This window comes from Corynebacterium gerontici (genome assembly GCF_003813985.1).
In the GTDB taxonomy this organism is placed as follows: Bacteria; Actinomycetota; Actinomycetes; order Mycobacteriales; family Mycobacteriaceae; genus Corynebacterium; species Corynebacterium gerontici.
Genome location: NZ_CP033897.1, coordinates 936,011 through 959,096 on the forward strand (window position 1 = coordinate 936,011; position 23,086 = coordinate 959,096).

General features: G+C 59.7%; 19 protein-coding genes. 9 read left to right on the top strand and 10 right to left on the bottom strand.

The features are described from left to right. Positions 1-2 precede the first annotated feature (2 nt). Genes narJ through CGERO_RS04465 form a run of 4 tightly spaced genes read right to left on the bottom strand, consistent with a single transcriptional unit; the run spans position 3 to position 7,377 of the window. A complete protein-coding gene (gene narJ, locus CGERO_RS04450; protein ID WP_123933665.1) occupies positions 3-680 on the bottom strand; it encodes a nitrate reductase molybdenum cofactor assembly chaperone in 678 nt (225 codons plus the stop codon). Then, positions 680-2,272 carry a nitrate reductase subunit beta gene (gene narH, locus CGERO_RS04455; protein ID WP_123933666.1) on the bottom strand — a complete coding sequence of 531 codons (1,593 nt, stop codon included), beginning with the start codon at positions 2,270-2,272 and terminating at the stop codon, positions 680-682. Before narH ends, narJ begins: the two co-directional genes overlap by 1 nt. Further along, positions 2,272-5,997, bottom strand: a complete 3,726-nt coding sequence (locus CGERO_RS04460; protein WP_123933667.1) for a nitrate reductase subunit alpha — start codon at positions 5,995-5,997, stop codon at positions 2,272-2,274. Before CGERO_RS04460 ends, narH begins: the two co-directional genes overlap by 1 nt. 54 nt (positions 5,998-6,051) lie before the next feature. After that, positions 6,052-7,377 (bottom strand): nitrate/nitrite transporter, encoded by a 1,326-nt coding sequence (locus CGERO_RS04465; RefSeq protein ID WP_123933668.1) that lies wholly within the window; start codon positions 7,375-7,377, stop codon positions 6,052-6,054. Between the two features lie 170 nt (positions 7,378-7,547). Between CGERO_RS04465 and CGERO_RS04470 the strand changes: the two genes are divergently transcribed. Next, positions 7,548-8,057 carry a molybdopterin-binding protein gene (locus CGERO_RS04470; protein WP_123933669.1) on the top strand — a complete coding sequence of 170 codons (510 nt, stop codon included), beginning with the start codon at positions 7,548-7,550 and terminating at the stop codon, positions 8,055-8,057. On the opposite strand, the gene CGERO_RS04475 is transcribed toward CGERO_RS04470, so the two are convergent. Beyond that, on the bottom strand, positions 8,041-8,292 hold the full coding sequence (locus tag CGERO_RS04475; RefSeq protein WP_123933670.1) for a DUF2249 domain-containing protein: 252 nt from the start codon (positions 8,290-8,292) through the stop codon (positions 8,041-8,043). The genes CGERO_RS04470 and CGERO_RS04475 overlap by 17 nt on opposite strands. 39 nt (positions 8,293-8,331) lie before the next feature. On the opposite strand from CGERO_RS04475, the gene CGERO_RS04480 reads away from it, so the two are divergent. After that, positions 8,332-9,390: a hypothetical protein gene (locus CGERO_RS04480; protein ID WP_123933671.1), complete on the top strand. Its 1,059-nt coding sequence runs from the start codon at positions 8,332-8,334 to the stop codon at positions 9,388-9,390. Beyond that, positions 9,365-10,984 carry a cupredoxin domain-containing protein gene (locus CGERO_RS04485; RefSeq protein ID WP_123933672.1) on the top strand — a complete coding sequence of 540 codons (1,620 nt, stop codon included), beginning with the start codon at positions 9,365-9,367 and terminating at the stop codon, positions 10,982-10,984. Before CGERO_RS04480 ends, CGERO_RS04485 begins: the two co-directional genes overlap by 26 nt. Here the strand turns inward: CGERO_RS04485 and mobA are convergent. The 5 genes from mobA to CGERO_RS04510 all read right to left on the bottom strand — a co-directional run bounded on the left by mobA (position 10,950) and on the right by CGERO_RS04510 (position 16,185). After that, positions 10,950-11,510, bottom strand: a complete 561-nt coding sequence (gene mobA, locus CGERO_RS04490) for a molybdenum cofactor guanylyltransferase (protein ID WP_123933673.1) — start codon at positions 11,508-11,510, stop codon at positions 10,950-10,952. The genes CGERO_RS04485 and mobA overlap by 35 nt on opposite strands. After that, positions 11,494-11,970, bottom strand: coding sequence for a cyclic pyranopterin monophosphate synthase MoaC (moaC, locus tag CGERO_RS04495; RefSeq protein WP_123933674.1), 477 nt, complete (start codon positions 11,968-11,970; stop codon positions 11,494-11,496). Before moaC ends, mobA begins: the two co-directional genes overlap by 17 nt. Positions 11,971-11,977: 7 nt before the next feature. Next, entirely contained in the window at positions 11,978-13,240 is a 1,263-nt protein-coding gene (locus CGERO_RS04500) for a molybdopterin molybdotransferase MoeA (RefSeq protein ID WP_123933675.1), read from the bottom strand. Positions 13,241-13,261: 21 nt separating this feature from the next. After that, positions 13,262-14,326, bottom strand: a complete 1,065-nt coding sequence (gene moaA, locus CGERO_RS04505; RefSeq protein ID WP_123935934.1) for a GTP 3',8-cyclase MoaA — start codon at positions 14,324-14,326, stop codon at positions 13,262-13,264. 104 nt (positions 14,327-14,430) lie between these two features. Next, positions 14,431-16,185, bottom strand: coding sequence for a long-chain fatty-acid--CoA ligase (locus CGERO_RS04510; protein WP_123933676.1), 1,755 nt, complete (start codon positions 16,183-16,185; stop codon positions 14,431-14,433). Between the two features lie 372 nt (positions 16,186-16,557). Between CGERO_RS04510 and rho the strand changes: the two genes are divergently transcribed. Genes rho through CGERO_RS04540 form a run of 6 tightly spaced genes read left to right on the top strand, consistent with a single transcriptional unit; the run spans position 16,558 to position 22,672 of the window. Beyond that, positions 16,558-18,459 (top strand): transcription termination factor Rho, encoded by a 1,902-nt coding sequence (rho, locus tag CGERO_RS04515; RefSeq protein WP_123933677.1) that lies wholly within the window; start codon positions 16,558-16,560, stop codon positions 18,457-18,459. A gap of 7 nt (positions 18,460-18,466) precedes the next feature. Continuing rightward, a complete protein-coding gene (prfA, locus tag CGERO_RS04520; protein WP_123933678.1) occupies positions 18,467-19,540 on the top strand; it encodes a peptide chain release factor 1 in 1,074 nt (357 codons plus the stop codon). 8 nt (positions 19,541-19,548) lie between these two features. Beyond that, positions 19,549-20,403 carry a peptide chain release factor N(5)-glutamine methyltransferase gene (prmC, locus tag CGERO_RS04525; protein WP_123933679.1) on the top strand — a complete coding sequence of 285 codons (855 nt, stop codon included), beginning with the start codon at positions 19,549-19,551 and terminating at the stop codon, positions 20,401-20,403. 4 nt (positions 20,404-20,407) lie between these two features. After that, positions 20,408-21,061: an L-threonylcarbamoyladenylate synthase gene (locus CGERO_RS04530; RefSeq protein WP_123933680.1), complete on the top strand. Its 654-nt coding sequence runs from the start codon at positions 20,408-20,410 to the stop codon at positions 21,059-21,061. Further along, complete coding sequence (locus tag CGERO_RS04535; RefSeq protein ID WP_123933681.1) at positions 21,061-22,221, top strand: MraY family glycosyltransferase; 1,161 nt, start codon at positions 21,061-21,063, stop codon at positions 22,219-22,221. The genes CGERO_RS04530 and CGERO_RS04535 overlap by 1 nt, the downstream gene beginning before the upstream one ends. Beyond that, positions 22,205-22,672, top strand: coding sequence for a Cg1360 family ATP-synthase-associated protein (locus tag CGERO_RS04540; RefSeq protein ID WP_123933682.1), 468 nt, complete (start codon positions 22,205-22,207; stop codon positions 22,670-22,672). Before CGERO_RS04535 ends, CGERO_RS04540 begins: the two co-directional genes overlap by 17 nt. Positions 22,673-23,086 lie beyond the last annotated feature (414 nt).

The following is a 23,086-nucleotide window of genomic DNA, read 5'->3' on the forward strand; positions in this document are numbered from 1 at the left end:
CCTTATACGATTTCGGGTTGAGCAAAAGGGAAGGGAGTGCCAAGGCCAACGAGCTCGGCGGGAGGGCCTTGCCGGATGAGCTGCTCAAAATGTTGGGCAAGTTCTTCATCGATTGGCGGTAGCGCCATGCATACGGCCGTCACCAGGTTGGTGTAGGGCGAATCAAAAGTCTCCAACGCAGCGCGCAGAACCTCGATGCCATCGCGGTGCGCTGCAAGCATCTGCGTTGCTTGTTCGTGCGCCTCGCCTTCAGCGCATGCGGCGGCCTCCAGCACCACACAGAGGTGATCGGGCAGTTCCTCGCGGTTGAGGCTAAAACCGAGCGAGGCGAGCGCGTCTTGGAACGCCAATATGGCGGTGCCTCGTTGGCGAGTTTCACCCACGGCGTAGTAGGTGAGGAACAAGGAGCAGCGACGGCGCTGGTCGAAGGTCTCCACATAGTGTTCCTCCAGCCAGCGTTGCCCATGAATCTGGGCTGCCTCGAAGAAGCCCTCGAGCTTCGCTTCAATCGCCGGAGGCATGAGGTTGAGGCTTGCTTGGACGGCCTTGAAGCGATCAAAGCGTGCTGCGTCTGGGTAATCCAGCAGTAGTGAACAGGCCATGAACAATTCCTTGCGCTGCTCGGTACTGATCGCTACTGATTGGGTTGGTGTTGGCACGATGCCAATGTGGGTGCGCATTAGCTGCTCCTCGGGAACATGGAATCCGGGCGCTGCCCAGCGCTCCAGGAAGCCAGGGGCACGGGGCCGCCCGTGCTGCCTTCGGAATGGCAGGCCTCTGGGGCGCCCTCGCCTAGGCCGTGGAAAGCGGCCACGGTGGCTGCTGGATCGGCACCTGCGAAGGATGGCAGGGAGGAAATGCCGCGCGGAGTCTCAGGCGATGCCGTAGGAATGACGTAGCGATCGTCGTACTTGGCAATCGCCAGCAGACGGTACATGGCCTGCATATCACGGCCAGTCATGCCCACTGCCTTGGCAATCTCTTCCTGCGGCTCGTTACCGAGGTTGATATCGCGCATGTAAGAGCGCATAGCGGCCAGGCGGCGCAGCACCTTCTCTACTGGTGCCGTGTCACCTGCAGTGAACAGCCCAGCCAGGTATTCCAGCGGGATGCGCATATTAGAAATCGCGGACATAAGCACCCTGTGATGCTCGCCGTCGGCACCCGATGCCGTGACCGCATCGACCACTGGGCTCAGCGGCGGGATGTACCAGACCATCGGCAGGGTGCGGTACTCCGGGTGTAGAGGCACGGCGACTTCATAGCGGAAGATGAGGTCCCAGATGGGGGACTGCTGTGCAGCATCGATCCATGCGTGCGGGATACCCGATTCCACCGCTGCTCGTTGCACCTCCGGATCGTGTGGGTCAAGCAGGATGTCTTTCTGCGCGGCAAAAAGATCGCGCTCATCCGGGGTGGACGCTGCCGATGCGACACGGTCGGCGTCGTAAAGCAAAACTCCCAAGTAGCGCAGGCGGCCAACGCAGGTTTCCGAGCACACCGTGGGCTGGCCAACCTCAATACGCGGATAGCAGAGCGTACATTTTTCGGCCTTGCCCGTCTTGTGGTTGAAGTAGACCTTCTTATAGGGGCAGCCGGACACGCACATGCGCCAGCCACGGCAGCGGTCTTGATCCACCAACACAATGCCATCCTCGCTGCGCTTATACATCGCGCCCGAGGGACACGACGAAACGCAGGTGGGGTTCAGGCAATGCTCGCAGATGCGCGGCAGGTAGAACATGAAGGCATCTTCGATCTCCTTGCGCACTTGCACGTTCATTTGCTTGAGCACCGGGTCATCGTCCATCGTTTGCCCCGAGCCGCCGAGGTTATCATCCCAGTTGGAGGACCACTTGATGGTGTCGATCGGCCGGCCATCGAGCTGCGAGACGGGGCGGGCCGTGGGCTGCGTTTTTTGCCCCGCTGGTGCAGAGAGCAGCTTTTCGTACTCGTAGGTCCAGGGCTCGTAGTAATCCTCGATGGTGGGCAGTTTGGGGTTGTGGAAGATGGTGGCAAGTTTTTTCAAGCGTCCGCCTGCGCGCGGCTTGAGCTTGCCGCGCTTGTCCAACACCCATCCGCCTTCCCACTTGCCCTGGTCCTCCCAGCCGTAGGGGTAGCCAACGCCGGGGCGGGTTTCAACGTTGTTGAACCACATGTACTCGGTGCCCTCGCGGTTCGTCCATGCCTGCTTGCACGTCACGGAGCAGGTGTGGCAGCCGATGCACTTGTCTAGGTTCATGATCATTGCGATCTGAGCCATGACCTTCATTAGTATTCAACCTCCTGGGAGCGGCGGCGAATGCGCGTGACCTCGTCACGGTTATTGCCAGTGGGGCCGATGTAGTTGAAGCCATAGGTGAGGTGGCCATAGCCACCGGCGACGTGAATCGGCTTGATCATGATGCGAGTCAGCGAGTTGTGTGTACCGCCGCGGCGGCCAGTGGACTCGTTAATGGGCGTACCGGTGGTGCGCTCCTGGGCATGGTTCATGAACACCGTGCCCTCGGGGATGCGGTGCGAGACGATTGCGCGGGCAGAGACCACACCGTTTCGGTTGTATGCCTCGATCCAGTCATTGTCTTTCACACCCAACTTGTCGGCATCTTTTTGCGACATCCAAATCACCTGGCCGCCGCGAGAAATCGAGAGCACATGCAAGTTGTCGTAGTACTGCGAGTGAATCGACCACTTGTTGTGTGTGGTGAGGTAGCGCACCGTCACCTCTGGATCGCCGGATTCGTTGCGCAGAAGCTCGCCGGGAGCCGTCTCGCCGTGCACGTGGAGGTGATCCAGTGGCGGGCGGTACATGGGCAGGGATTCGCCATAATCCATGAACCAGTCGTGATCCAGGTAGTAGTGCATGCGGCCGGACAAGGTGTGGAAGGGCTTGAGGTACTCGCGGTTGATCGAGAATGCGGTGTAGCGCCTTCCGTCCTTCTTGATGCCCGTCCATTCGGGTGAGGTGATGACCTCCGCTGGGCGTTCCTTGATCATGTCCCAGTTAATGCGGGTGCCCTCGACGTTGTCCACGAGCTCGTGCAAGTTCTCCAGGCCCGTGCGCTTGGCTTGGTTGCGGAATCCCTCCGCTGCCACCTCGCCGTTGGACACGCCAGAGAGGTGCAGGATCATGTCAATGACCTTCGGTGCGGTGCTGAGGTCAGGACGCATACCTGCGGTTTCAGTTTCAGACTCGCCCAGGATCAACTTGAGCTCTTCAACTTGCTTTTCGACGTTATACGCGGTGCCATGTACACCCGTGCCCAACTTCCCGGTGAGCGGGCCTAAGTGCATCCACTTTTCGTACACTGCGGCATAGTCACGCTCAACGGGGACGAGCTTTGCCATGGTCTTGCCCGGCACATAGCCGTGCTCGTCGAACTCCGGCACTACGCCGCCAGGCATGGCGAGCTCGTCTGGTGAATCGTGCGCTAGTGGTGCGGCGACGACGTCGGTTTGGGTACCCAGCCACTTGGCCGCGAGCGTGGAGAAGGCGGCAGCGAGATCGCGGAAGACCTCAAAGTCGCTGCGCGCCTCCCACGGCGGGTTGATGGCTGCATTGAAGGAATGCAGGAAGGGGTGCATGTCGGTTGAAGACATGTCGTGTTTCTCGTACCACGTAGCCGCCGGCAGCACGATATCTGAGCTCAGGGAGGTGGAAGTGTTGCGGAAGTCTGTGGTGAGCATCAGATCCAACTTCCCCTTCGGCGCTTCATCGCGCCAGACCATCGACTTCGGACGATCCTCGGGGTCGATCTCTTCTGCAGTGGCATCGGAATCGATGCCGAGCATGTGACGCAAGAAGAACTCTGTGCCCTTGGCGGAGGAGCCCAGCAGATTGGTGCGCCAGTTCAGCAGGATGCGCGGGTAGTTCTGTGGGTTATCGGGATCCTCGCAGGCAAAGTGCAGGTTGCCGGCGTTGAGCTCATTGGCAATGTGCTCCTGTGGGCTCAGGCCTTTGTTTTTCGCCTCTTCCGCGAGCGCCAGCGTGTTGCGGTCGAACTGTGGGTAGGAGGGCATCCAGCCGCGCTTCATGGATTCTACGAGCGTATCGGCCGTGGTCTTTTCGCCGACAGCGCCACGATTCGCCAGTGGTGATGCCAGGCGTGAGGCTTTGGTGGTGTCATAGCGCCACTGGTCGGTGGTGAGGTAGTAGAAGCCGGTGGAAATCATCTGGCGGGGCGGGCGGTTCCAGTCGCCCGCGAAGGCGTACTGCCCCCAGCCGTTCATTGGTCGCAGTTTCTCCTGACCAACGTAGTGAGCCCAGCCACCGCCATTGACGCCTTGGGTGCCACACATAGAAGTGAGCGCCAGGAAGGTGCGGTAGATGGAATCGGCGTGGAAGTAGTGATTGACGCCGGCGCCCATGATGATCTGCGAGCGGCCTTGGGAGTCCACCGCGTTTTGAGCGAACTCGCGACCAATGCGGATGGCTGCATTCGCTGGAACACCGGTGAGCTCCTCTTGCCACGCGGGAGTACCAACCACGGCGGCGTCGAAGAAATCCTCGGGCCATTCGCCGGGCAAGTTCAGTTCGGGGCGAGCCACGCCGTAGTGGGCGAGCATGAGGTCAAACACCGTGGTGACGCGCTTGCCATTGACGGTGCGGACCGGAACGCCGCGGCGGACCACGCCAGCACCCACGGGGCCTTCGCCCTCGCCGCCACCGGGCAGATCGAAACGGGGGAAGCACACCTCGGCGGATTCATTGGCACCGGCCTCGGCCACCGTCATGACCGGATCCACGCCATCGAGTTTGAGGTTCCACTTGCCTTCGCCATCGTCTCCCCAGCGGTCCGCAACGGTGCCGCCTGGGTCCTTGACGCTTCCGTCTGCTTCCATCACCAGAAGACGGTGGGTGGCATTAGCACTGTTGGCGAGGTGTTCGTCTCCGCTGTTGGCTGCGGTGAGAAACTTGCCGGGAGTTACGGTGCCATCTTCGCGCTCGTCGAGTTCCACAAGGAATGGGGCATCGGTGAATTGCCGCATGTAATCAAGGAAGAAGGGTTCCTTCTTGCCCACGTGGAATTCGCTCAAGATGACATGGCCCATGGCAAATGCCAGGGCACCATCGGTGCCGGGGGCAAGGCGCAGCCACTCATCGGCGAACTTCGTGTTGTCGGCGAAGTCGGGAGAAACGACCACTACCTTCGTGCCCTTATAGCGGGCCTCGGCCATGAAGTGCGCGTCGGGGGTTCGGGTGACCGGGATATTCGAGCCCCACATCATCAGGTAGCTGGAGTTGTACCAGTCGCCTGATTCGGGAACATCGGTTTGATCACCAAAGGTCTGTGGTGAAGCCGGTGGGAGATCCGCGTACCAATCGTAGAAGGACAGCGCCACGCCGCCGATCAATTGGAGGAAGCGGGTACCGGCGCCATAAGACACCTGAGACATCGCGGGAATCACGGTGAAGCCGGCAATGCGATCTGGACCGTATTGCTTCACGGTATAGACGTGTGCGGCCGCGGCAATTTCCATGGCTTCTTGGTAGCTCACGCGGACCAATCCGCCTTTGCCGCGCTGGGAAATATACGCCTCGCGCTTTTCTGGCGTTTCGACGATCTCGCGCCATGCCAGCACTGCGTCTCCCAAGCGGTTTTTGGCCTCGCGGAACATGTCCAGCAGTACGCCGCGGATATATGGGTAGCGGATGCGGGTGGGAGAGTAGGTGTACCACGAAAAGGATGCGCCGCGGGGGCAGCCGCGAGGCTCATAATCGGGCATGTCCGGCCCGGTGGTGGGATAGTCCACGGCCTGGGATTCCCAAGTGATCACGCCATCTTTGACGTACACCTTCCAAGAGCAAGAGCCGGTGCAGTTCACGCCGTGAGTGGAGCGAACTACCTTGTCAAAGGCCCAACGGTCGCGGTAGAACACGTCCGCCTGGCGGCCTCCTTTGAGGAAGATCTGTTGGCCTTCCTTGCCGGTTTCGCCTTTGCGCAGGAAGCTGCCCATGGAAAAGAGGGGGTTTGTCGAATGCTCAGTCTTTGGCATCGTTCGACCCTTTCTATGTGGGGTGTGAGGTGGGGCGGGGGCGTCGAAAAGCAACTAGCCCGGGAAAGGAGCGTTCGGGCGGGCGTAGTAGATCCACACCAATGCCGTGGTGATGGCGAAGAAGACCACGCAGCCAAAGAAGAAGACTTGTGGAGCCATCATGGACAGCAACACGCCGCAGATGAAGGGGCCGAATGCTGCGATGCCTCCGGTCCAACCGATCACGCCGCCTGCCTGCCGCTTGGGCAGGATCATGGGCATCTGCTTGAAGGTGCCCGCGTTGCCAAGACCGGTGAAGAAGAAGACGATGAGCATGAAGATCAGGAACCACTTATAATCGCCCGGCTCATCGGGATTCAGGGTGAAGGCAGCCAGCGCGGTGAAGATGGTCATGCCCACGCCACCGACGAAGGTCCAGATGGCGCCGCCGAAGCGGTCGCACAGCGGGCCCCACATTGCGCGAACCAGAGCGCCGATCAGTGGGCCGAGAAAGGCGTACTTGGCACCTTTGGGGAGGTCAGCGTATTGGCCCGCGAACTGCGAGGCCTCGCCGAAGACGTTGTTGATCAGCAGAGCAAACTGTGCGGCGAAGCCGGAGAAGGCACCGAAAGTCATCAGGTAGACGACGGTGAGGATCCAGGTGTTCTTATTGCCGAAGATGTCGATTTGCTGGCGGATGTTGGCCTTGACTGGCACATCCTTGAGCACTGTCCACGCCACGACGGCGCCGATCAAAGCCCAGGGCACCATGATGATGGCGGGGGTGTGGACGAAGACCTCGCCAGCCTCGGTGCGCTGTGGGGCGACGAAGCCGAGCCCAATGAGGCTAAAGCCCATGAGCCAAGGAGCGACGAGCTGGATAAAGGAGATGCCGAAGTTGCCAATGCCGGCCTGGATGCCAAGGGCGGTGCCTTGGAGGCGCTTGGGGAAGAAGTAGCCGGTGGATGGCATGAAGCCGGAGAACACGCCGCCGCCGATGCCGGAGATGAAGCCGAGGGTGAGCAGCCACCAGTATGGGGTGTCGGAGTTCTGGACGGCGAAGAACCAGCCGAACATCGGGAGGATGAACAGCAAGGAGGACATGCTTACGAGCTTGCGGGTGCCGATGATGGGCGGCAGGAACATGAAAATCAGACGGAAGATGCCGCAGGAAAGCCCGGGGATGGCGGTGAGCCAGTAGAGCTGTGATTTGGTGAGGTCGAAGCCGATCTTGTTCAGCATCGGGGCGATGGCGGAGACCAGATACCAGGTGGCAAAGCCGATGATCAGGACGATGGTGGAAATCCAGAGTGTTTTCCAGGCGATCTGCTTGTTCCAAGTCTCGTCGTGCTCGGGATCCCAGCCTTCGAGCACACGGCCGTCGGTGCGAAGTTGTGTCATGTGATTCCTCTTGATGAAGGGGCGTCCGTGAGGCGTGTGTCACCTCACGCTTATTGACTTAGAATTTACCGTGTTTAATACTGATTCGCGTAATTTTGCACGGTAAAACGCTAAATAAAAGCTTTTGATCGGTCGTTCGAGCGGGCAGAAGCGGGAAAGAGTGGGCACTCATGGACGCGTGGAGCGCTGCTGTCATCGTAGTGAGCGACAGGATCCTTGCTGCTCAGCGTGAGGATCGGGTCTCGCCGGTGGCCTTGGATGTGCTGCGCCGGTGGGGTGCGGCAGATGTGCAGCATTGTTGCGTCGCGGAGGATGAGGCTGCGCTGCGCGCGGCGATTGATCGACTGTACGATTCGCGGCTGCGTGTGCTTGTGATTGCGGGAGGGACCGGCCTCAATCCCGGTAATTGCACGCCTGAAGTGAGTCTGGAATATGTCAGGCAGCGCCTCTTTGGCCTTGAAACGCAAGTGCTGCTCCAAGGATTGGCACATACGCAGAAGGCTGGGTTGAGTAGGGGTGTGATTGGCCTGGGGATTGTGGGAGGTTCGCCTTGCTTGATCGTGAACACCCCGAGCTCTCCAGGCGGGATTAAAGATGTGCTCGGGGTGATCGAAACGGTGTGGGGCAGTATTGAAGAAGCGCTCGAGGCGCATTTCCTGCAGCTTAGGCAGTACGGGTGAACTTGATGTGCCAGTCCTTCGGACCTTCTTGTAGATAGGTGAGCTCGAAGCTTTCCTTCCTGCCCTCAACCTCGTTGAGTAGCGGAATTGGGTTATGCGGCGCAATGAGAATCATTGATTCCCCAACGGCGCGCGAACCGAGGGCGCCGTGGATGGCTCCGTGGCGAAGCGCATGGGGGATGACGCAGGCGTTGAGGGTGGGGATCTGTTCGGTAGCGGAAAGTGGTAGCTGCATGCTTGAAAGCATAGCGCCCAAATAACTACGATGAAAGACGTGAAAAATACTGCCGCGGGGCGGCTCGTTCTGCTCGCGTGTGCGGGTTTCGCCCTCGTACTCGGACTGCGTGCAGCCCTGGGGCTCGCCGGAATCATCGCAGTGCAGCCGCTGGATCACGGGGCGCTGATGGTCTTCGGATTCCTAGGTACCGCCATTAGTTTGGAGCGCGCCGTCGCCGCGCGAGTGACCTGGGGTTGGATTGCGCCCATTGCAGCCGCGGTCGCGAGCGTGACCCTTGCTGCACAACTGGCCATTGTTGCGGGAATATGTTGGGTGCTCAGCTTCAGCGCGCTCGTGGGAATCTACATTCACATTCAGCGCCGGGCCGCCACCATAGCCGTGCAGGTGCAAATGATCGGTGCAGTTGCAGGGGTTTTGGCCGTAGCACAGTGGATGCTCAACACGAGCTTCGCTTCAGCCCTGCCCATGGCAGCATGCTTCGCCATCGCCACGATTATCGGCGAAAGAATCGAACTCGCCCGCGTCTCCTTCGCTGGCGCGAATGCGGAAGGGCGGATCGCCTGGTCGGTAATGGCGCTATTTTCTGCCGCAGTGGTGGCAATCGCGCATCCTGCAGGGAATGCACTTTTCGGTCTTGCCCTGGGCGGAGTGGGCGCGGCAGCGCTTCGCGTAGATGTAGCCCGAAAACTCATCCGTAGCCAAGGGGTATCCAGATATATGGCTGCTTGCATGCTCGCCGCGTATGTCTGGTTAATACTCGCGGCTCTTGTCTGGGTGATCGGGGGCTCCTACGATGTCCGCGTCCACGCGATCTTCCTCGGGTTCGTGATGTCCATGATCTTCGCCCATGCGCCGACGATTGCCACCGCCGTGAGCAAGCGAACTCTGCCTTATCACCGCGTGCTCTACATTCCAGTGATATTGCTTCACGTGGGGCTTAGTGCGCGAGTGTTAGGCAGCCTCATTGGCGATCTGCTTGCATGGCGCATCGCGGGGGTGAGTAACGTCGTCGCCGTCGCAGTGTTCATGATTTGCGCGGTGACGTTGAGCGTATGGAAGGGGAAGCGCAGTGCAATTGCAAACACCCGGCGCTAAACCAATGCAAGTGGGCATCAGCGATGTCTCTTTGGCGCAGCGCGCCCGCTGGCACCGTGGCATCTTCTTGGTGTTGGGGTTCTGGTCATGCGTGAGCGTGGCGGGTTGGCTTGCTCATCGGAGCTGGGTGCAAGTGAGCTGGTGGCAGCTTATTCACAGTGCGACGCTGGGTGTTATCGCCACCGCCATCTTGACGTACATCACGCACTTCACAGAGGCATTGACGCGTTCTGCTCACACGGGATTTCGCGGTGTGACTATCCGCGTGGGGATGGTGCAAGTGGGGCTGGTGGTATTGCTCCTCGGAGATCCCTCCACGGCTTGGGGGCCGTTGGAAATATTTGGCGCGGTGCTGGTGCTTCTTGCCGGAGCGATGCAACTAGGTTGGGTAATCAAGCGTTTGTTTGGCAGCCTGTCTGGACATTTCGCACTGAGTGTAACCATGTACGTGGGGGCGCTTGTCTCATTGTTGGTGGCGATCATCTGCGCCATCCTTGCCGGCAGCGGTCTCGGTGCTTATAGCGCGCTCATCGCGGCGCACTCGCGAGCCGCCATATGGGGTTTTGTGGGCATGAGCATTCTCGGCACCGTTTTGACATTGTTGCCCACGCTCAGCGGCACGAAGATCAGCGCCGTCGCCCGCGTCCGATTTCTGAAGGGTTTGGGGTTTTACAGCCTGTGCCTCATTCATGCTGTGTGGCTGCTCGGCTTTAATCTGCCCCGCATCGCTGGGGTTTTCATGCTCGGAGTGGTTGTGGCGAGCGTCTATCTGCTCCACCCGATCATCGCTGACGCGCTTGGCGGCAATGTTGCCTCTGCGCCCGGTGGGTTGATTGCGGCGCTGATGAGCCTGGTGTCTTTGCAGCTTTTCGACGCCACCGCGCTCACCTTCGGGCGTGATCCACACGCAGTGTTCGAATCCCTCGTACCTGGGCTGCTAGCCGCGGTGTTGCTGATGGCGGTATTCAGCGTGCTGCAGTTCTTACTGCCCACCATGGTCGGCGGTGGACCCGACGCTGTGCGCGCGGCTCGTGGTTGTGCTCAGCGCAGCGGATACGCGAGGGTTGTATTACTGCTGCTTGGTGGCATTTTGGGCGTGCTTGGACACCCTGCGGCGTGGCCGTTGATTGGCTTGGGAGTGATTTGGAATGTGGCAGCGATTGGCAGGGCAGTGGTGATGCAAGGAAAGCGAGAGGAACACTCGGTGGAAAAGAGCACTTCGAGGCTGGCGTGGGCCATGGTGGGGGCGGCCCTGGCCGCCGCTATGGTCATGTTCTTTGGCGTGGCTCAACCGGCGCAGCCTGCAGCGGCAGGAGATGAGGTGGTGCGTGTGCGTATTGAGGGCTTGCGTTTCGTTCCTGATGAGGTGACGGTGCCGGAGGGTACATCGCTGCGCATTGAGTTGGAGAACACCTCCACGATGGTCCACGACCTCGTGCTAGGTGATCAGCAAACCCGCAGGGTGCAGCCCGGCGAGCGGGATGCCATTGAGCTTCGTCCGAGCCGCGACGTTGAAGGTTGGTGTTCACTACCTGGCCATAAGGAAGCCGGGATGGTGTTTAGTCTTCGGGTGACACCCGCCCAAGCTGGCTGAGTTCGGCGCGGGTATCGTAGTCGCGCTCGCTTCCATCACCTGCGAGCACGTGCACATCTGCGTGGTTGAGCAGGCACCTGGCAGCGATGTTTCTGATCTGGGGCAGGGTATCGATGGCGGCTCGCAGTGCGGTTGTGTGCCAAAGCGAGCACAGCGCATTCACGTGCGACCCATCGCTGATGGCCACGGCATCGTGGTTGCCGAGTTGCGCACGCATTTGCGGCAGCAAACTCGGGGCAGCAGGGGCATCCACGGTGAGCACCGCCACCAGCTCGCTACTCACGAGCGGTAGTGCTGCAGCGATGCCTGCCACTGGGCCGCCGAAAGGCGGCTGCTCGCACACCGTGGGTTCATAATCCAGATCTTGCGGGCTCACGGCAATCACCGCGTGGTGACTGGGGATGTTGGCGCGGGTGACGTCGAAAAGCCTGGTGCCATTGACCCTGATCAGCGCCTTGTCATATCCCATACGCTCGCCCTTGCCGCCGGCGAGCAAGATCACGCTCAGGCTATCGGGGCAGCTCACGGGACCAATCCCCGGACCGCCCACCTGATTTGGCCACGATGCCACAAGTGCGAATATACGCGGATCGATCGACGCCCTTGACCATGTCAATGATCGAAAGCGCAGCAACACTCACGGCCGTCAGCGCCTCCATCTCCACGCCGGTGCGATCCGCGGTCCGCACGGTAGCCTCGATGAAGACATGATCATCGCGGATTTCAAGTCCCACCGCGCAACCATGCACCCCGATGGTATGCGCCAGCGGAAGCAGTTCCGGAACACGCTTCGCAGCGGCGATACCTGACACACGAGCGACCGCCAGCACGTCGCCCTTTGGCACAGTGCCATTGCGCAGCGCCTCAAGTACCTCTGATGAACACGCCACCTCGCCTTGAGCTTTCGCCTCACGCACGGTGGGTTGCTTGGCTGTGACGTCCACCATGTAGGCGGCGCCGGAATCATTCAAGTGAGTAAAGCGCATAATGCTCCTAAAGTTGGGTCAGCCAAAGTTCAACCGTGTCGCCCGGCTGCGCGGCTTCTGCGTGGGGTTCGCGGTGGATCAACCCGCGCACAGCAGACAACGATGCCACACGGTGAGAGCCCACACCACCGGCTAGGGCAGGGGTGGCAAGCAGGCGCTGTTGCATCTCCACACGAGCCGGAATGAATAACTCGCGCGGGCCATTGGCGCGAATCTCAGCTCCCAGTGTTGCGGGAACCTTGAGGGGATCCGAGCTGCGTGCCACGCTCATGCCGGATAGGCGGCGCAAAGCAGGGGCCACAAACAAATAGAAGGACACAAAGGCGCTCACCGGGTTGCCAGGCAGGCAGAGCACGGTGGTGGAGTTGTGCCCTGAGTGAAACACTCCAGCGCCCTGCGGCTTGCCGGGCTGCATAGCGACGGAACCGAACCACATGTCCTTCGAGCCAAGTACTTCTTTGATCACATCGAAAGCGCCAGCGGAAACTCCACCAGTAGTAACGATCAGGTCACTGGCAGCCGCCGCTTCCTGCATCGCCTTCTCGCATTCCTTTGGATCATCAGACACGTGGCGTTGCGTCACGTTCGCTCCAGCGTTGCGCAACAATTCGGCAATCATCGGGCGATTCGAGTCAGGAATCTGGCCTGGACCGGGCACTTCACCTGCTGGAACGAGTTCATCGCCGCTGGAAAACACTGTGACGTTCGGGAGGGCATACGCTTCAATCTCGTGCACCCCGCAGGACACCAACGCTGCAATGGTGCCCGCGTCGATGGCAGTGCCAGCGGCAATGATCACATCACCCGGCTGCGCGTCTTCACCCCTCGGGCGTATATGGCTGCGATCAGGTGTGGCGTGAAGAATCCTTACCTGCTGTGGAAGCGCGGCCGCACCGGGTTGCTGGTCGGTGTTCTCAACGGGCACCACTAGCAGATCTTCGGTGTGCTCTCCGGTAGGCGCACCCGTCATGATGCGCGCGGCTTTTCCGGTGGGAACCTCCGTGGGGGAAGCGCCTGCTGGAATATCTGCAGCTACTTCGAGATCCCAGGGGCCTTCACCGTGCAGATCGGCCGCATGCACTAGGTAGCCGTCCATCGCGGAGTTGCTGAAGGCCGGCACAGCAAGTATCGCTGTAACGTCCTTCGCCAATACCCGTCCTTTTGCCGCCGGCAGCGGAATACGCTGCGAAGGAAGGGGAGAAAGTAAATCGAGCACCGCTTCCCGGTGCTGCTTGACGGTGCGATCAAAATTGCTGTGCGTGCAAGACATAAGCCAACTCCTCCTAGACCTTCAGCCGCCAATGGCGGACATTGTGCGATCCGGCTGCACAAAAGCCGGATCATTGATGCCGTGACCTAAGGCTTTGCCCCACATGGCCTGCGCCCAAGCCTCGGCAATCGTCGCGTCATCGGCACCTGCGCGCATGAGATCTCGAAGGCTCGTCTCCGAATGAGCAAAGAGACAATTACGGATAGCGCCGTCGGTGGTCAGTCTAGTGCGGTCGCAATCCCCACAGAAGGGGTGCGTGACCGAGGCGATAATGCCAATTGTGCCTTGGTAGGCCGAAGATGTGACATTCCACAAAGCGGCGGGAGCAGAACCGCGGGGGACGCTCGCCGGGGTCATGGAGAACTCTTCGGAGAGCATCCCAATGATCTCTTCGGCCGTGACCATATCCTCGCGCTTCCACAAATTGCGCGGCCCGATGGGCATTTGCTCAATGAAGCGCAGCTGACACCCGCGCTGCAATGCGAAGCGGGCAAGTGGCACCACGTCGGACTCATTAACGCCCTTCATCACCACAGTATTGATTTTCACCGGTGAAAAACCCACTCGGATTGCCGCGTCAATGCCCTTGATCGCATCCGCGAGGCGGTCGCGCCGGGTCAGTGCCAGATAGCGCTGCGGATCGAGCGTGTCCAGTGAGAGGTTCACCCTGTTCAAACCAGCGTTCCTCAATGTTTGCGCGCGCTTGTCTAATCCGAGCGCATTGGAAGTCAAGGCAGTGCTGATAGCTTTGCCTGTCCGGGTGCGTAGCTTCGCTGACTCCGCCACTATGTGCTCCAATGAGCGCCTCATGAGTGGTTCGCCGCCGGTGAAGCGCACCTGCTCCACCCCGAGCCTGTTCACTGCGATGCGGATGAGCCTCAGCACCTCATCATCGCTGAGTGCTTCTTCGCTGGGGATCCACTCCATTCCCTCTGCTGGCATGCAGTACGTGCAGCGCAGGTTGCAGCGATCTGTGAGTGAGACGCGTAAATCTTTGGCTACTCGCCCACATTGATCGCGCAGCTCACCGACCCCTTCGCGCAGCAGTGGCTGCCCGCTCGGGGCGGTGCTGCGGATGGCTGGCATGGCAAGCTGAACGCTCAACTCAGATCCTTCCTTGGGTTGAAGTTCGGATATCTGCCATATTTTACGGCAATAATGGTGTTAATTCACCATGGGCTGAGCTGATCTTAATGCTCTCGCCTTGGCGGTGTGGTGTTGCCGGGTGAATCGGCGCCGGGGCCTTGAAGCGCAATTACATCGTAGTCGCCCGCAGCGAGGTGTTCGCGCAGATCGATCTTGTCAAACTTTCCCACGGAAGTCTTATCAATGTGCTGCACAAAGGCCCAGTACTCCGGCAGCATCCAGTTTGGGAAACTATCGCGTAGCGCATCGCGAAGGCGCTCCGCTGTCTCTGCGTTCGCCTCGACGCCGTCGACAAGCCTCGTCACAGCCAGGGGGCGCTCTCCCCACTTCGTGTCCGGGTAACCGACCACGGCGGCCTCCACTACAACCTTCTGGTTCATGATGGCGTTTTCCAACATGGCGGAGTAGATCCACTCGCCGCCAGAGCGAATCACATCGCGCGCACGATCTTTCACGGTGAGGAAGCCGTCGCGCGTCACCGAACCCACGTCGCCGGTGCGCAACCATCCATCCGGTGTGAATTGCTCCGGCGCATCATCCACCTCGTGCTCGCGGAATGTTGAAGCAACGCCACCAGCTTCTTCGGTCTCAGAGTGATAGTACGAACCGGTGACCCAATTGCCTCGAACCTGAATTTCACCCTGATTGCGGTCGGTGGAACTCATCACCTCACCATCATTCACCACCCGGAATTCAAGCGAGGCGGGGAAGCGGCCCTGCGAGATGCGGTATTCGCGCCTAGTTTCTCCAGACACACCCGAAGGTGGCCGCGCCACCGTGCCGATCGCTAGCGTTTCCGTCATGCCCCACACGTGCACGACGTCCACGCCATAGCGCTGCTCCCACAAGTCAATGAGCATGGGGGGAACCGCCGAGCCGCCAACGAAAATCTCCTGCAAACTCATACGCTCCGGCGCGTTGCGCATGTAGTGAACCATGAGCTGAATCCACAGGGTGGGCACGCCATTGGCAACACGAGGATGGGACGTGGCGATCATGTGCGCCAACGAGGGGCCTGACACATCGGCGCCGGGGAAGATCAACGGAGTGCCAGACATGAACGCGGCAATCGGAACGCACCAACTCAGAATGTGATAGATCGGCACGCAGCACAGAAAGGATTGGCCGTGAGCCACGGCCACGGAGTCGGTGGTGCGGAGGTTCATCGCCTGCAGGTAGAGCGCACGGTGCGAATAAGCCACGCCCTTCGGTGCGCCGGTGGTGCCGGTGGAATAGCAGATCGCTGCGGCGGTCGTTTCTTCAAGCACCGGCCAATGAAAAACGGTGCTTTTGCCGTCGAGAAGCTTCTCATACCCATAGCAAGCAATGTGCTCGGGTATGTGGGCTGCTGCCTGGGCGATGTCGGAACGGCCGATGAATACCACAGCTCGGACAAACGGGCAGCCGCCTGACAAAATAGAGCCCAACTGCTTGGCAAGGCGTTGATCCGCCACGATGACCTCATCCTGCGCGTGATTGATGATGTGGCGGATCTGATCATTCATCAATTGCTTATTTAGTGGATTGAACACAGCTCCCATGCACGCCACGGCGAAGAGAGTTTCCAGGTGTTCATTGCAGTTGTACATGAAACTGCCCACACGCTGATCGCCGTTAATGCCCAAATCATCGCGTAGGGCGTGGGCGAACGCTGCGGCTCGGGCGGCAACCTCACCAAAGCTGGATGCCTGTGGAACTTCGCCTTCAAAGGTGGTCACGGGCGTCGTTGAATACACAGTGGCGCCGTAGCTGAGGATTCTTTGAAGGTTCAGTGGCAATTCCTGCATCGTGCTCTGCATGTCAATAACCCTAATCGTTTCCGGCGCGTCGAATATCGCGTAGCAAAGAAAACTGCGATACACTCCGGGATAGAACTTTGCAGCGATCAACGCGCGGGTTCTTTCGCCGGGCAATAATGACGCCGGCGAGGTCACATCTTGAGGTTTCAAGCTTATCGACGCCAACCGCCCGCCCTCAGCTTTCTGTGTGAGGTGCCTGGCGGCACGCCGGGCCTTTTAAGTACCGGGATGTGTCAGCACTACCACCAGCACGTGAATGCTGAATAATCAAACACCACGGCATGCTCGATTTTTAGGCGTGAATCTGCATGAGAGGCTCAGCTTCGCGGCGACCTGTCATGAAGTTCAAAGAGCAGCGACGAAAGGATATCTGTGAGCCAAACAGATCAAGGCGCTACGCGCCAAGAAGCGAACTTAGCGGGACTCCGTCTGCCGGAATTGCGCAAGATCGCGGCCCAAATGGGCCTTCGGGGGGTATCCGCATTGCGCAAGAACGACTTGATCGCGGCGATCAAGGGTGCGCAATCCGGTGACCAGCAGACGGTCGAACATAGCGTGCGCAAAGGCAAGCAGCGCGTGTATGGGGAGGAAAACGAATCTAAGGACAACAAGGCTCCCGAGTCTGATACTAAGACCGAAGCCAAAGAAGCCGGCCAAGAGCAGGAAGAACACCATGGTCGCGGACGTCGTCGCCGTGCCGTGCGGGCTTCACACGTCGATCCTGCGGAGCAGCAGGAGACGAGTGAAGAATCGAAGGACGATGCCGATGAGCAGCGCTATGAATCTCGCTCGGCAGCTCGTCGTGCGCGCCGGAACAGGGCGCGCCGCGATCAACAGGACGAGCCTCGTCAGGAACAGCGCCAAGAACAACGCCACGACGAAAACGACGAATCTGCGGATGCGGCAGACAACCTTGAGGCGCGCAACAACAACCGCGACAACCGCGAGAACCGCGAGAACCGCGACAACCGCGGCCAGCGCAACAACCGCGACGACAGCAACGAACGTGGCAACCGTCGGAACCGTCGCAACCGCCGTGGTCGCGACGATAATCGCAACGACAATCGAGACAACCGCGACAACAGAAACGAACAGAACCAGGGTCGCGAAGATGAAAACCTACTCGACGTGGCCGGCATCCTGGACATTGTGGACAACAACGTGGCCTTCATCCGCACCACCGGCTACCACTCGGGTCCCGCCGATGTGTACGTGAACTCCCAGATGGTTCGTCGCTTCGGTCTTCGTGCCGGTGACGCCATCATCGGCAAGGCTCGCCCCAACAACGATCAGGGCGGTCGTGGGCGCAACCGCCAGAAGTACAACCCGCTGGTGCGCGTCGAATCGGTCAATGGCGTTGGCGTTGAAGAAGCGAAGCAGCGCCCGCAGTTTTCCAAGCTCACTCCGCTGTACCCAAACCAGCGCCTGCGCCTGGAAACTGATCCGAAGGTGCTCACCACCCGTGTGATTGACCTGATCATGCCGATTGGCAAGGGCCAGCGTGCCCTGATCGTGTCTCCACCGAAGGCTGGTAAGACCACGATCTTGCAGAACATTGCGAATGCGATCGCTACGAATAACCCCGAGTGCTACCTCATGGTGGTGCTGGTGGACGAGCGTCCGGAAGAAGTGACGGACATGCAGCGAAGCGTCAAGGGCGAGGTGATTGCCTCTACCTTCGACCGTCCACCAAGCGAACACACCGCTGTGGCTGAGCTTGCCATTGAGCGCGCCAAGCGCCTGGTGGAGCAGGGGATGGACGTGGTGGTCTTGCTGGACTCCATTACTCGTTTGGGTCGCGCCTACAACAACAGCTCCCCGGCGTCCGGCCGCATCCTTTCCGGCGGTGTGGACTCCAACGCTTTGTACCCGCCGAAGCGCTTCTTGGGCGCAGCCCGCAATATCGAAAACGGCGGATCGCTCACAATCATCGCCACCGCAATGGTGGAGACCGGCTCCGCTGGCGACACCGTGATTTTCGAGGAGTTCAAGGGCACCGGCAACGCAGAGCTCAAGCTGGATCGCAAGATCTCCGAGCGCCGCGTGTTCCCGGCCGTGGATGTCAATCCTTCCGGCACCCGCAAGGACGAACTGCTGCTGCCTCCAGAGGAAGCGCGTGTGATGCACAAGCTGCGCCGCATCCTCTCCGCGTTGGATTCTCAGGCTGCTATTGATCTGTTGATTAAGCAGTTGAAGAAGACCCGCAACAATGGCGAGTTCCTCATGCAGGTGATGTCTTCGGCTCCAATGGCTGCCGATTCGGAAGAGGAGTAATTCCACAGTGGCAAAGCAAGTTTCGGCGGTAGACGATATTGTCGCCGAATACCAGGGCATCGAGATGCAGATGGCCGATCCGGAAACGATGGGCGACCAGGCACTCTTTCGCAAGCTCTCCAAGCGCTACTCGGAGCTGCAGCCGATCATCACGGTAAACAACCAGTTGGTGCAGGCTCGTGATGATCACGAGGCTGCGGCCGAGATGGCGCATGAGGACGCGGAGTTCAAGGAAGAAGCTCAGCGCCTCGAAGGCGAGATTGTAGAGCTGGAGGAAAAGCTCGCTGATCTGCTGGCTCCACGCGATCCCCACGATGCGGATGACATCGTGATGGAGGTCAAGGCCGGTGCCGGCGGGGAAGAAGCTGCACTGTTTGCTGGCGAGTTGGTGCGCATGTACCAGCGCTACGCCGATAAGCACGGCTTCGCAGTGGAGGTGCTCGGACTTTCCGAATCCGACCTCGGTGGCGTGAAGGACATGACCTTATCCATCAAATCCAAGCAGCCCTCGCGCGACGGAGCCTGGAGCGTGTTCAAGTTCGAAGGTGGCGTGCACCGAGTGCAGCGTGTTCCCGTGACCGAATCGCAGGGTCGAATCCAGACTTCTGCCGCAGGTGTGCTGGTGTATCCAGAGCCTGACGAGGTGGGCGAGGTGGAGATCGATGAAAAGGATCTTCGCGTCGACGTCTATCGTTCCTCCGGCAAGGGTGGCCAGGGCGTGAATACCACTGACTCCGCCGTGCGCATCACTCACTTGCCTACGGGCTTGGTGGTGACCTGCCAGAAGGAGCGCTCGCAGATCCAGAATAAGGCGCGTGCGATGCAGGTGCTTGCGGCGCGTTTGCAGGCGATTGCTGAGGAAGAGGCCAACGCCGAAGCCGCCGAGGGGCGCGCAGCGCAGATCCGCACCATGGATCGCTCGGAGCGTATCCGCACCTATAACTGGCCCGAGAACCGAATCTCGGATCATCGCATCGGTTTTAAGGCCAACAATCTGGACTCGGTGCTCGGTGGCGATTTGGATGATTTGTTCACCGCGCTGCAGGCCGCCGAGCGCGCAGAACGCCTGGAAGCGGAGTAACCATCACCGTGACGCAACTAGCTCAGGCATTGCGTCGAGCCGAGGCCATTCTGGCAAAAGCCGGAGTGGCCTCTCCGCTTGTCGACGCCAAACTACTCGCAGCCAACCGCTTGGCATGTTCGCCGATGGAGCTTCATTTCCGAATGGGTGACGCCGCCCCCGAAGGATTCTGGGAGGACATTGAGCGTCGCGCTCAGCGAGAACCGCTCCAGCACATCACCGGCGTGGCATATTTTGGCCCGTTGGAGTTGAAGGTAGGCCCAGGCGTGTTTGTGCCGCGCCCAGAAACTGAAGTGCTCGCCGATTGGGCAGTGCGCCGCACCAAGCCCGGCGACACGGTCGTGGATCTGTGCACTGGTTCGGGAGCACTCGCCGCGTATGTCGCTTCTTTCGCTGACGCGAAGGTGTGGGCCGTCGAGCAGTCGGAGGAAGCTATCGCCTATGCGCGGCAGAATCTTCCCACTGCAGTGACGTTGGTGCAAGGGGACGCGGGGGACGTCGAAAAGCTTGGAGGCCTTGCGCGTCTTCGTGGCAAGGTGGACGTGCTGGTGAGTAACCCGCCCTACGTGCCGGAATCGGACGCTCTGCCAGCCGAGGTTTATCACGACCCATACGAAGCCGTATTTGCAGGCGCTGATGGCATGGAGCTTATTCCGCGCCTGCTCGATGTAGCATATGCGCTGCTTGGAGATGGCGGTGTGTTGGCGGTGGAACATGATGACGCCACCTCGGTTGAAGTTCAAAAGGCGTTCTCGGCTGCCGGTTTTGATGAGGTGGAGGTGTTGAAGGATCTCACCGGTACACCACGCTTTGTTACGGGGAGTAAACTGTCTGCGCAGCCGCTGAAAGAAGAGGAAAGATAGCAACGTGAGCAGAATCTTTGATTGCAGCACCAGTGCCAACCGTGAAGCAGGGATTGCTGCGGCGAGTTCCGCAGTGGCCGATGGTCGCCTTGTGGTGCTGCCAACCGACACACTGTACGGGCTCGGTTGCGATGCCTTTAATAATCAGGCGGTAGCGAACCTCCTGGCAACAAAACGCCGTGGCCCCGACATGCCGGTGCCCGTGCTTGTGGGAAGCTGGGATACGGCGCGCGGTCTAGTCCACAACTTTGACCACCGCCTGCAAACGCTTATCGAGGCCTTCTGGCCGGGTGCTTTGAGCATCGTCGTGCCCCAAGCTCCGAGCTTGCCGTGGAATCTTGGCGATACGCGAGGCACGGTTCTTTTGCGCATGCCGCTGCACCCAGTGGCTATCGAGCTGCTCCGCGCCACCGGGCCGATGGCAGTATCCAGCGCAAACCTCACAGGGCACACCCCGCCAACTACTGCAGTGGCTGCAAAGCAGCAACTTGGCGACGCTGTGAGCGTGTACCTCAACGGCGGCGAATCCCCAGTAGGGGAAGCCTCCACAATCATTGACGTCTCGGGTTCCAAGCCGCGAGTTTTGCGTGAGGGGGCCGTGACTGCCGCGCGGATTGCTGAGGTGCTTGGCTCCGAAGTGGAGTTGAAGCAGAAGTAATGGGCCTCGGTGTCGCAGGTGTCCCGCTCCGTGAGCTCGGCTTGGTCCTGCTCGTGGCGGCTTCGCTGACCTATCTCACCACCGGTGTGGTGCGCGCGGTCGTGGTCAGTAGCGGACACATGGCTGAGATTCGCGAGCGCGATGTGCACAACGTGCCCAAGCCGCGTCTTGGCGGCGTGGCGATGTTTTCTGGTTTCTTGGGCGCGGTGTTCCTCGCAGACCAGCTTCCAGCCTTGACGCGTGGATTTCAGCCCGTCACGCCCGAGATGAGCGCGGTCACATGGGGAGCCTTCGTCATAGTGATTGTGGGCGTAATAGATGATCTTTTGGAGCTTGACGCCTTCACAAAACTTGCCGGCCAAATCCTCGCGGGATTGGTAATGAGCTTATTGGGGCTGACTTGGTCGGTCATCTACATTCCATTCGGCGGCGGGACCACGTTGGTTCTCGACCCGATCGCTTCCACCGTGGTGACAGTGCTGCTGACCGTCACGTTGATCAATGCGATCAACTTTGTCGATGGGCTCGACGGTCTGGCGGCGGGCTTGGGGGGCATTGCCGGCTTAAGCATTCTCATGTTCTCGCTTACTGTGTTGCACGATCAGGGCGGAATGGTGTCTGCTTATCCGCCGGCGATTATCGCTGCTGCGCTCGTGGGCATCTGCGCTGGTATTTTGCCGCACAATTTCGAACCCGCTCGGATTTTCATGGGGGATACCGGCGCCATGCTTATTGGCTTGCTGCTGGCCGCCGGTTCCACTTCTGCGAGCGGCAAAATCGACATGAGCCTGTTTGGTGCCGTCGACGTGTTGGCGTTGATGTCGCCGCTAATCGTGGTGGTGGCAGCAGTATTCGTGCCGATGTTGGATCTGATTATGGCGGTGGTCCGACGTGTCCGCGCGGGCAAATCGCCGTTTTCTGCTGACAAAATGCATCTGCATCACCGTCTGCTGCGCATGGGGCACACTCACCGCCGCGTGGTATTGGTGCTGTATTCCTGGGTTTCGGTGGTAGCGTTCGGCGCGGTGGCATTTTCGATAGTGCCGCCGTTGATCGCTATCGCGTTCATTGTGGTGTCTGCTGTTGTGGCGGCGATTTTTACGCTTCGTCGGCAGCGTGAGCTCCAGCCCGAGGCTAACACCGATGCGATCACCCGGTAGTATTCTGGGGGTGACTACTTCGCTTTACGACGACCACCGCCGACCACTCCAACGTGCCCTCAAGTTGGGCACCATTGCGTTGTTGGTGGTGACCGTGATCTCGCTGGCGGCGTGGGGCGCCGCCAGTGGACTGCCTGGATTGTGGGGTGCGCTTTTGGGGGCGGGGATCGGGGGTAGCTTCATGTTGCTTACGGTGATTAGTGTTCTGGCGACGTCACGTACCTCTCCGTCGACCACGGCGGCCGTGGTGCTGGGTAGTTGGTTGTTGAAGATTGTGGTGTTCCTCGCTATCTATATCGGTATTCGTGATTTGTACTTCTATGATCACCTGGCCTTGTTCATCACAGTTGTTGCGACGATGATCTGTGTGTTGGCCAGTGAAATGTGGGGAATCATCACGACGAATGTCACTTATGTAGTGCCGGAACAGCAGTCAAAAATTGAAGGCTGAGAATTCGCTGGGAGTAGTCCAGCTATTTTTCAGTGACCGGGGGTAGCGGGGGTGTGGGAGTTTGGTTTTTGGTGTGAATGACGGGCGAATACGCGACATTTTCACCCCTGAATACCCACTGTGATTGACCTTACACCGTGGCAAATCTCCAGCTCATGGGCATTGTTATCCGTGGGTGGCGGCGGGGGTATTCAATCGCTGGAAGGTGTGTCGCTATTTGTGTGAAACCCCTGATAGAGTTTCTAAGGGGTAAGCACCAAGTAGGCAGAGGTCTGCATTTGGTGTGAACCTTAGTGGCTACCTTGCTGATGTGCGACGGAATCCTTGGTAGTCATGAGAGTTTTCAGACGTCCATCGCACCGGTGTGTTTCACGTGAGTGAAGCGGATCGGCCCGAACACGGGAGAGAACGCTG

What these genes read in the sequence shown, in the direction of transcription:
- narJ (WP_123933665.1), bottom strand. Translation starts at nt 680, where the DNA reads ATGCGCACCCACATTGGCATCGTGCCAACACCAACCCAATCAGTAGCG.
- narH (WP_123933666.1), bottom strand. Translation starts at nt 2,272, where the DNA reads ATGAAGGTCATGGCTCAGATCGCAATGATCATGAACCTAGACAAGTGC.
- CGERO_RS04460 (WP_123933667.1), bottom strand. Translation starts at nt 5,997, where the DNA reads ATGCCAAAGACTGAGCATTCGACAAACCCCCTCTTTTCCATGGGCAGC.
- CGERO_RS04465 (WP_123933668.1), bottom strand. Translation starts at nt 7,377, where the DNA reads ATGACACAACTTCGCACCGACGGCCGTGTGCTCGAAGGCTGGGATCCC.
- CGERO_RS04470 (WP_123933669.1), top strand. Translation starts at nt 7,548, where the DNA reads ATGGACGCGTGGAGCGCTGCTGTCATCGTAGTGAGCGACAGGATCCTT.
- CGERO_RS04475 (WP_123933670.1), bottom strand. Translation starts at nt 8,292, where the DNA reads ATGCAGCTACCACTTTCCGCTACCGAACAGATCCCCACCCTCAACGCC.
- moaC (WP_123933674.1), bottom strand. Translation starts at nt 11,970, where the DNA reads ATGCGCTTTACTCACTTGAATGATTCCGGCGCCGCCTACATGGTGGAC.
- CGERO_RS04500 (WP_123933675.1), bottom strand. Translation starts at nt 13,240, where the DNA reads ATGTCTTGCACGCACAGCAATTTTGATCGCACCGTCAAGCAGCACCGG.
- moaA (WP_123935934.1), bottom strand. Translation starts at nt 14,326, where the DNA reads ATGCCAGCCATCCGCAGCACCGCCCCGAGCGGGCAGCCACTGCTGCGC.
- CGERO_RS04510 (WP_123933676.1), bottom strand. Translation starts at nt 16,185, where the DNA reads ATGCAGAGCACGATGCAGGAATTGCCACTGAACCTTCAAAGAATCCTC.
- CGERO_RS04535 (WP_123933681.1), top strand. Translation starts at nt 21,061, where the DNA reads ATGGGCCTCGGTGTCGCAGGTGTCCCGCTCCGTGAGCTCGGCTTGGTC.
- CGERO_RS04540 (WP_123933682.1), top strand. Translation starts at nt 22,205, where the DNA reads ATGCGATCACCCGGTAGTATTCTGGGGGTGACTACTTCGCTTTACGAC.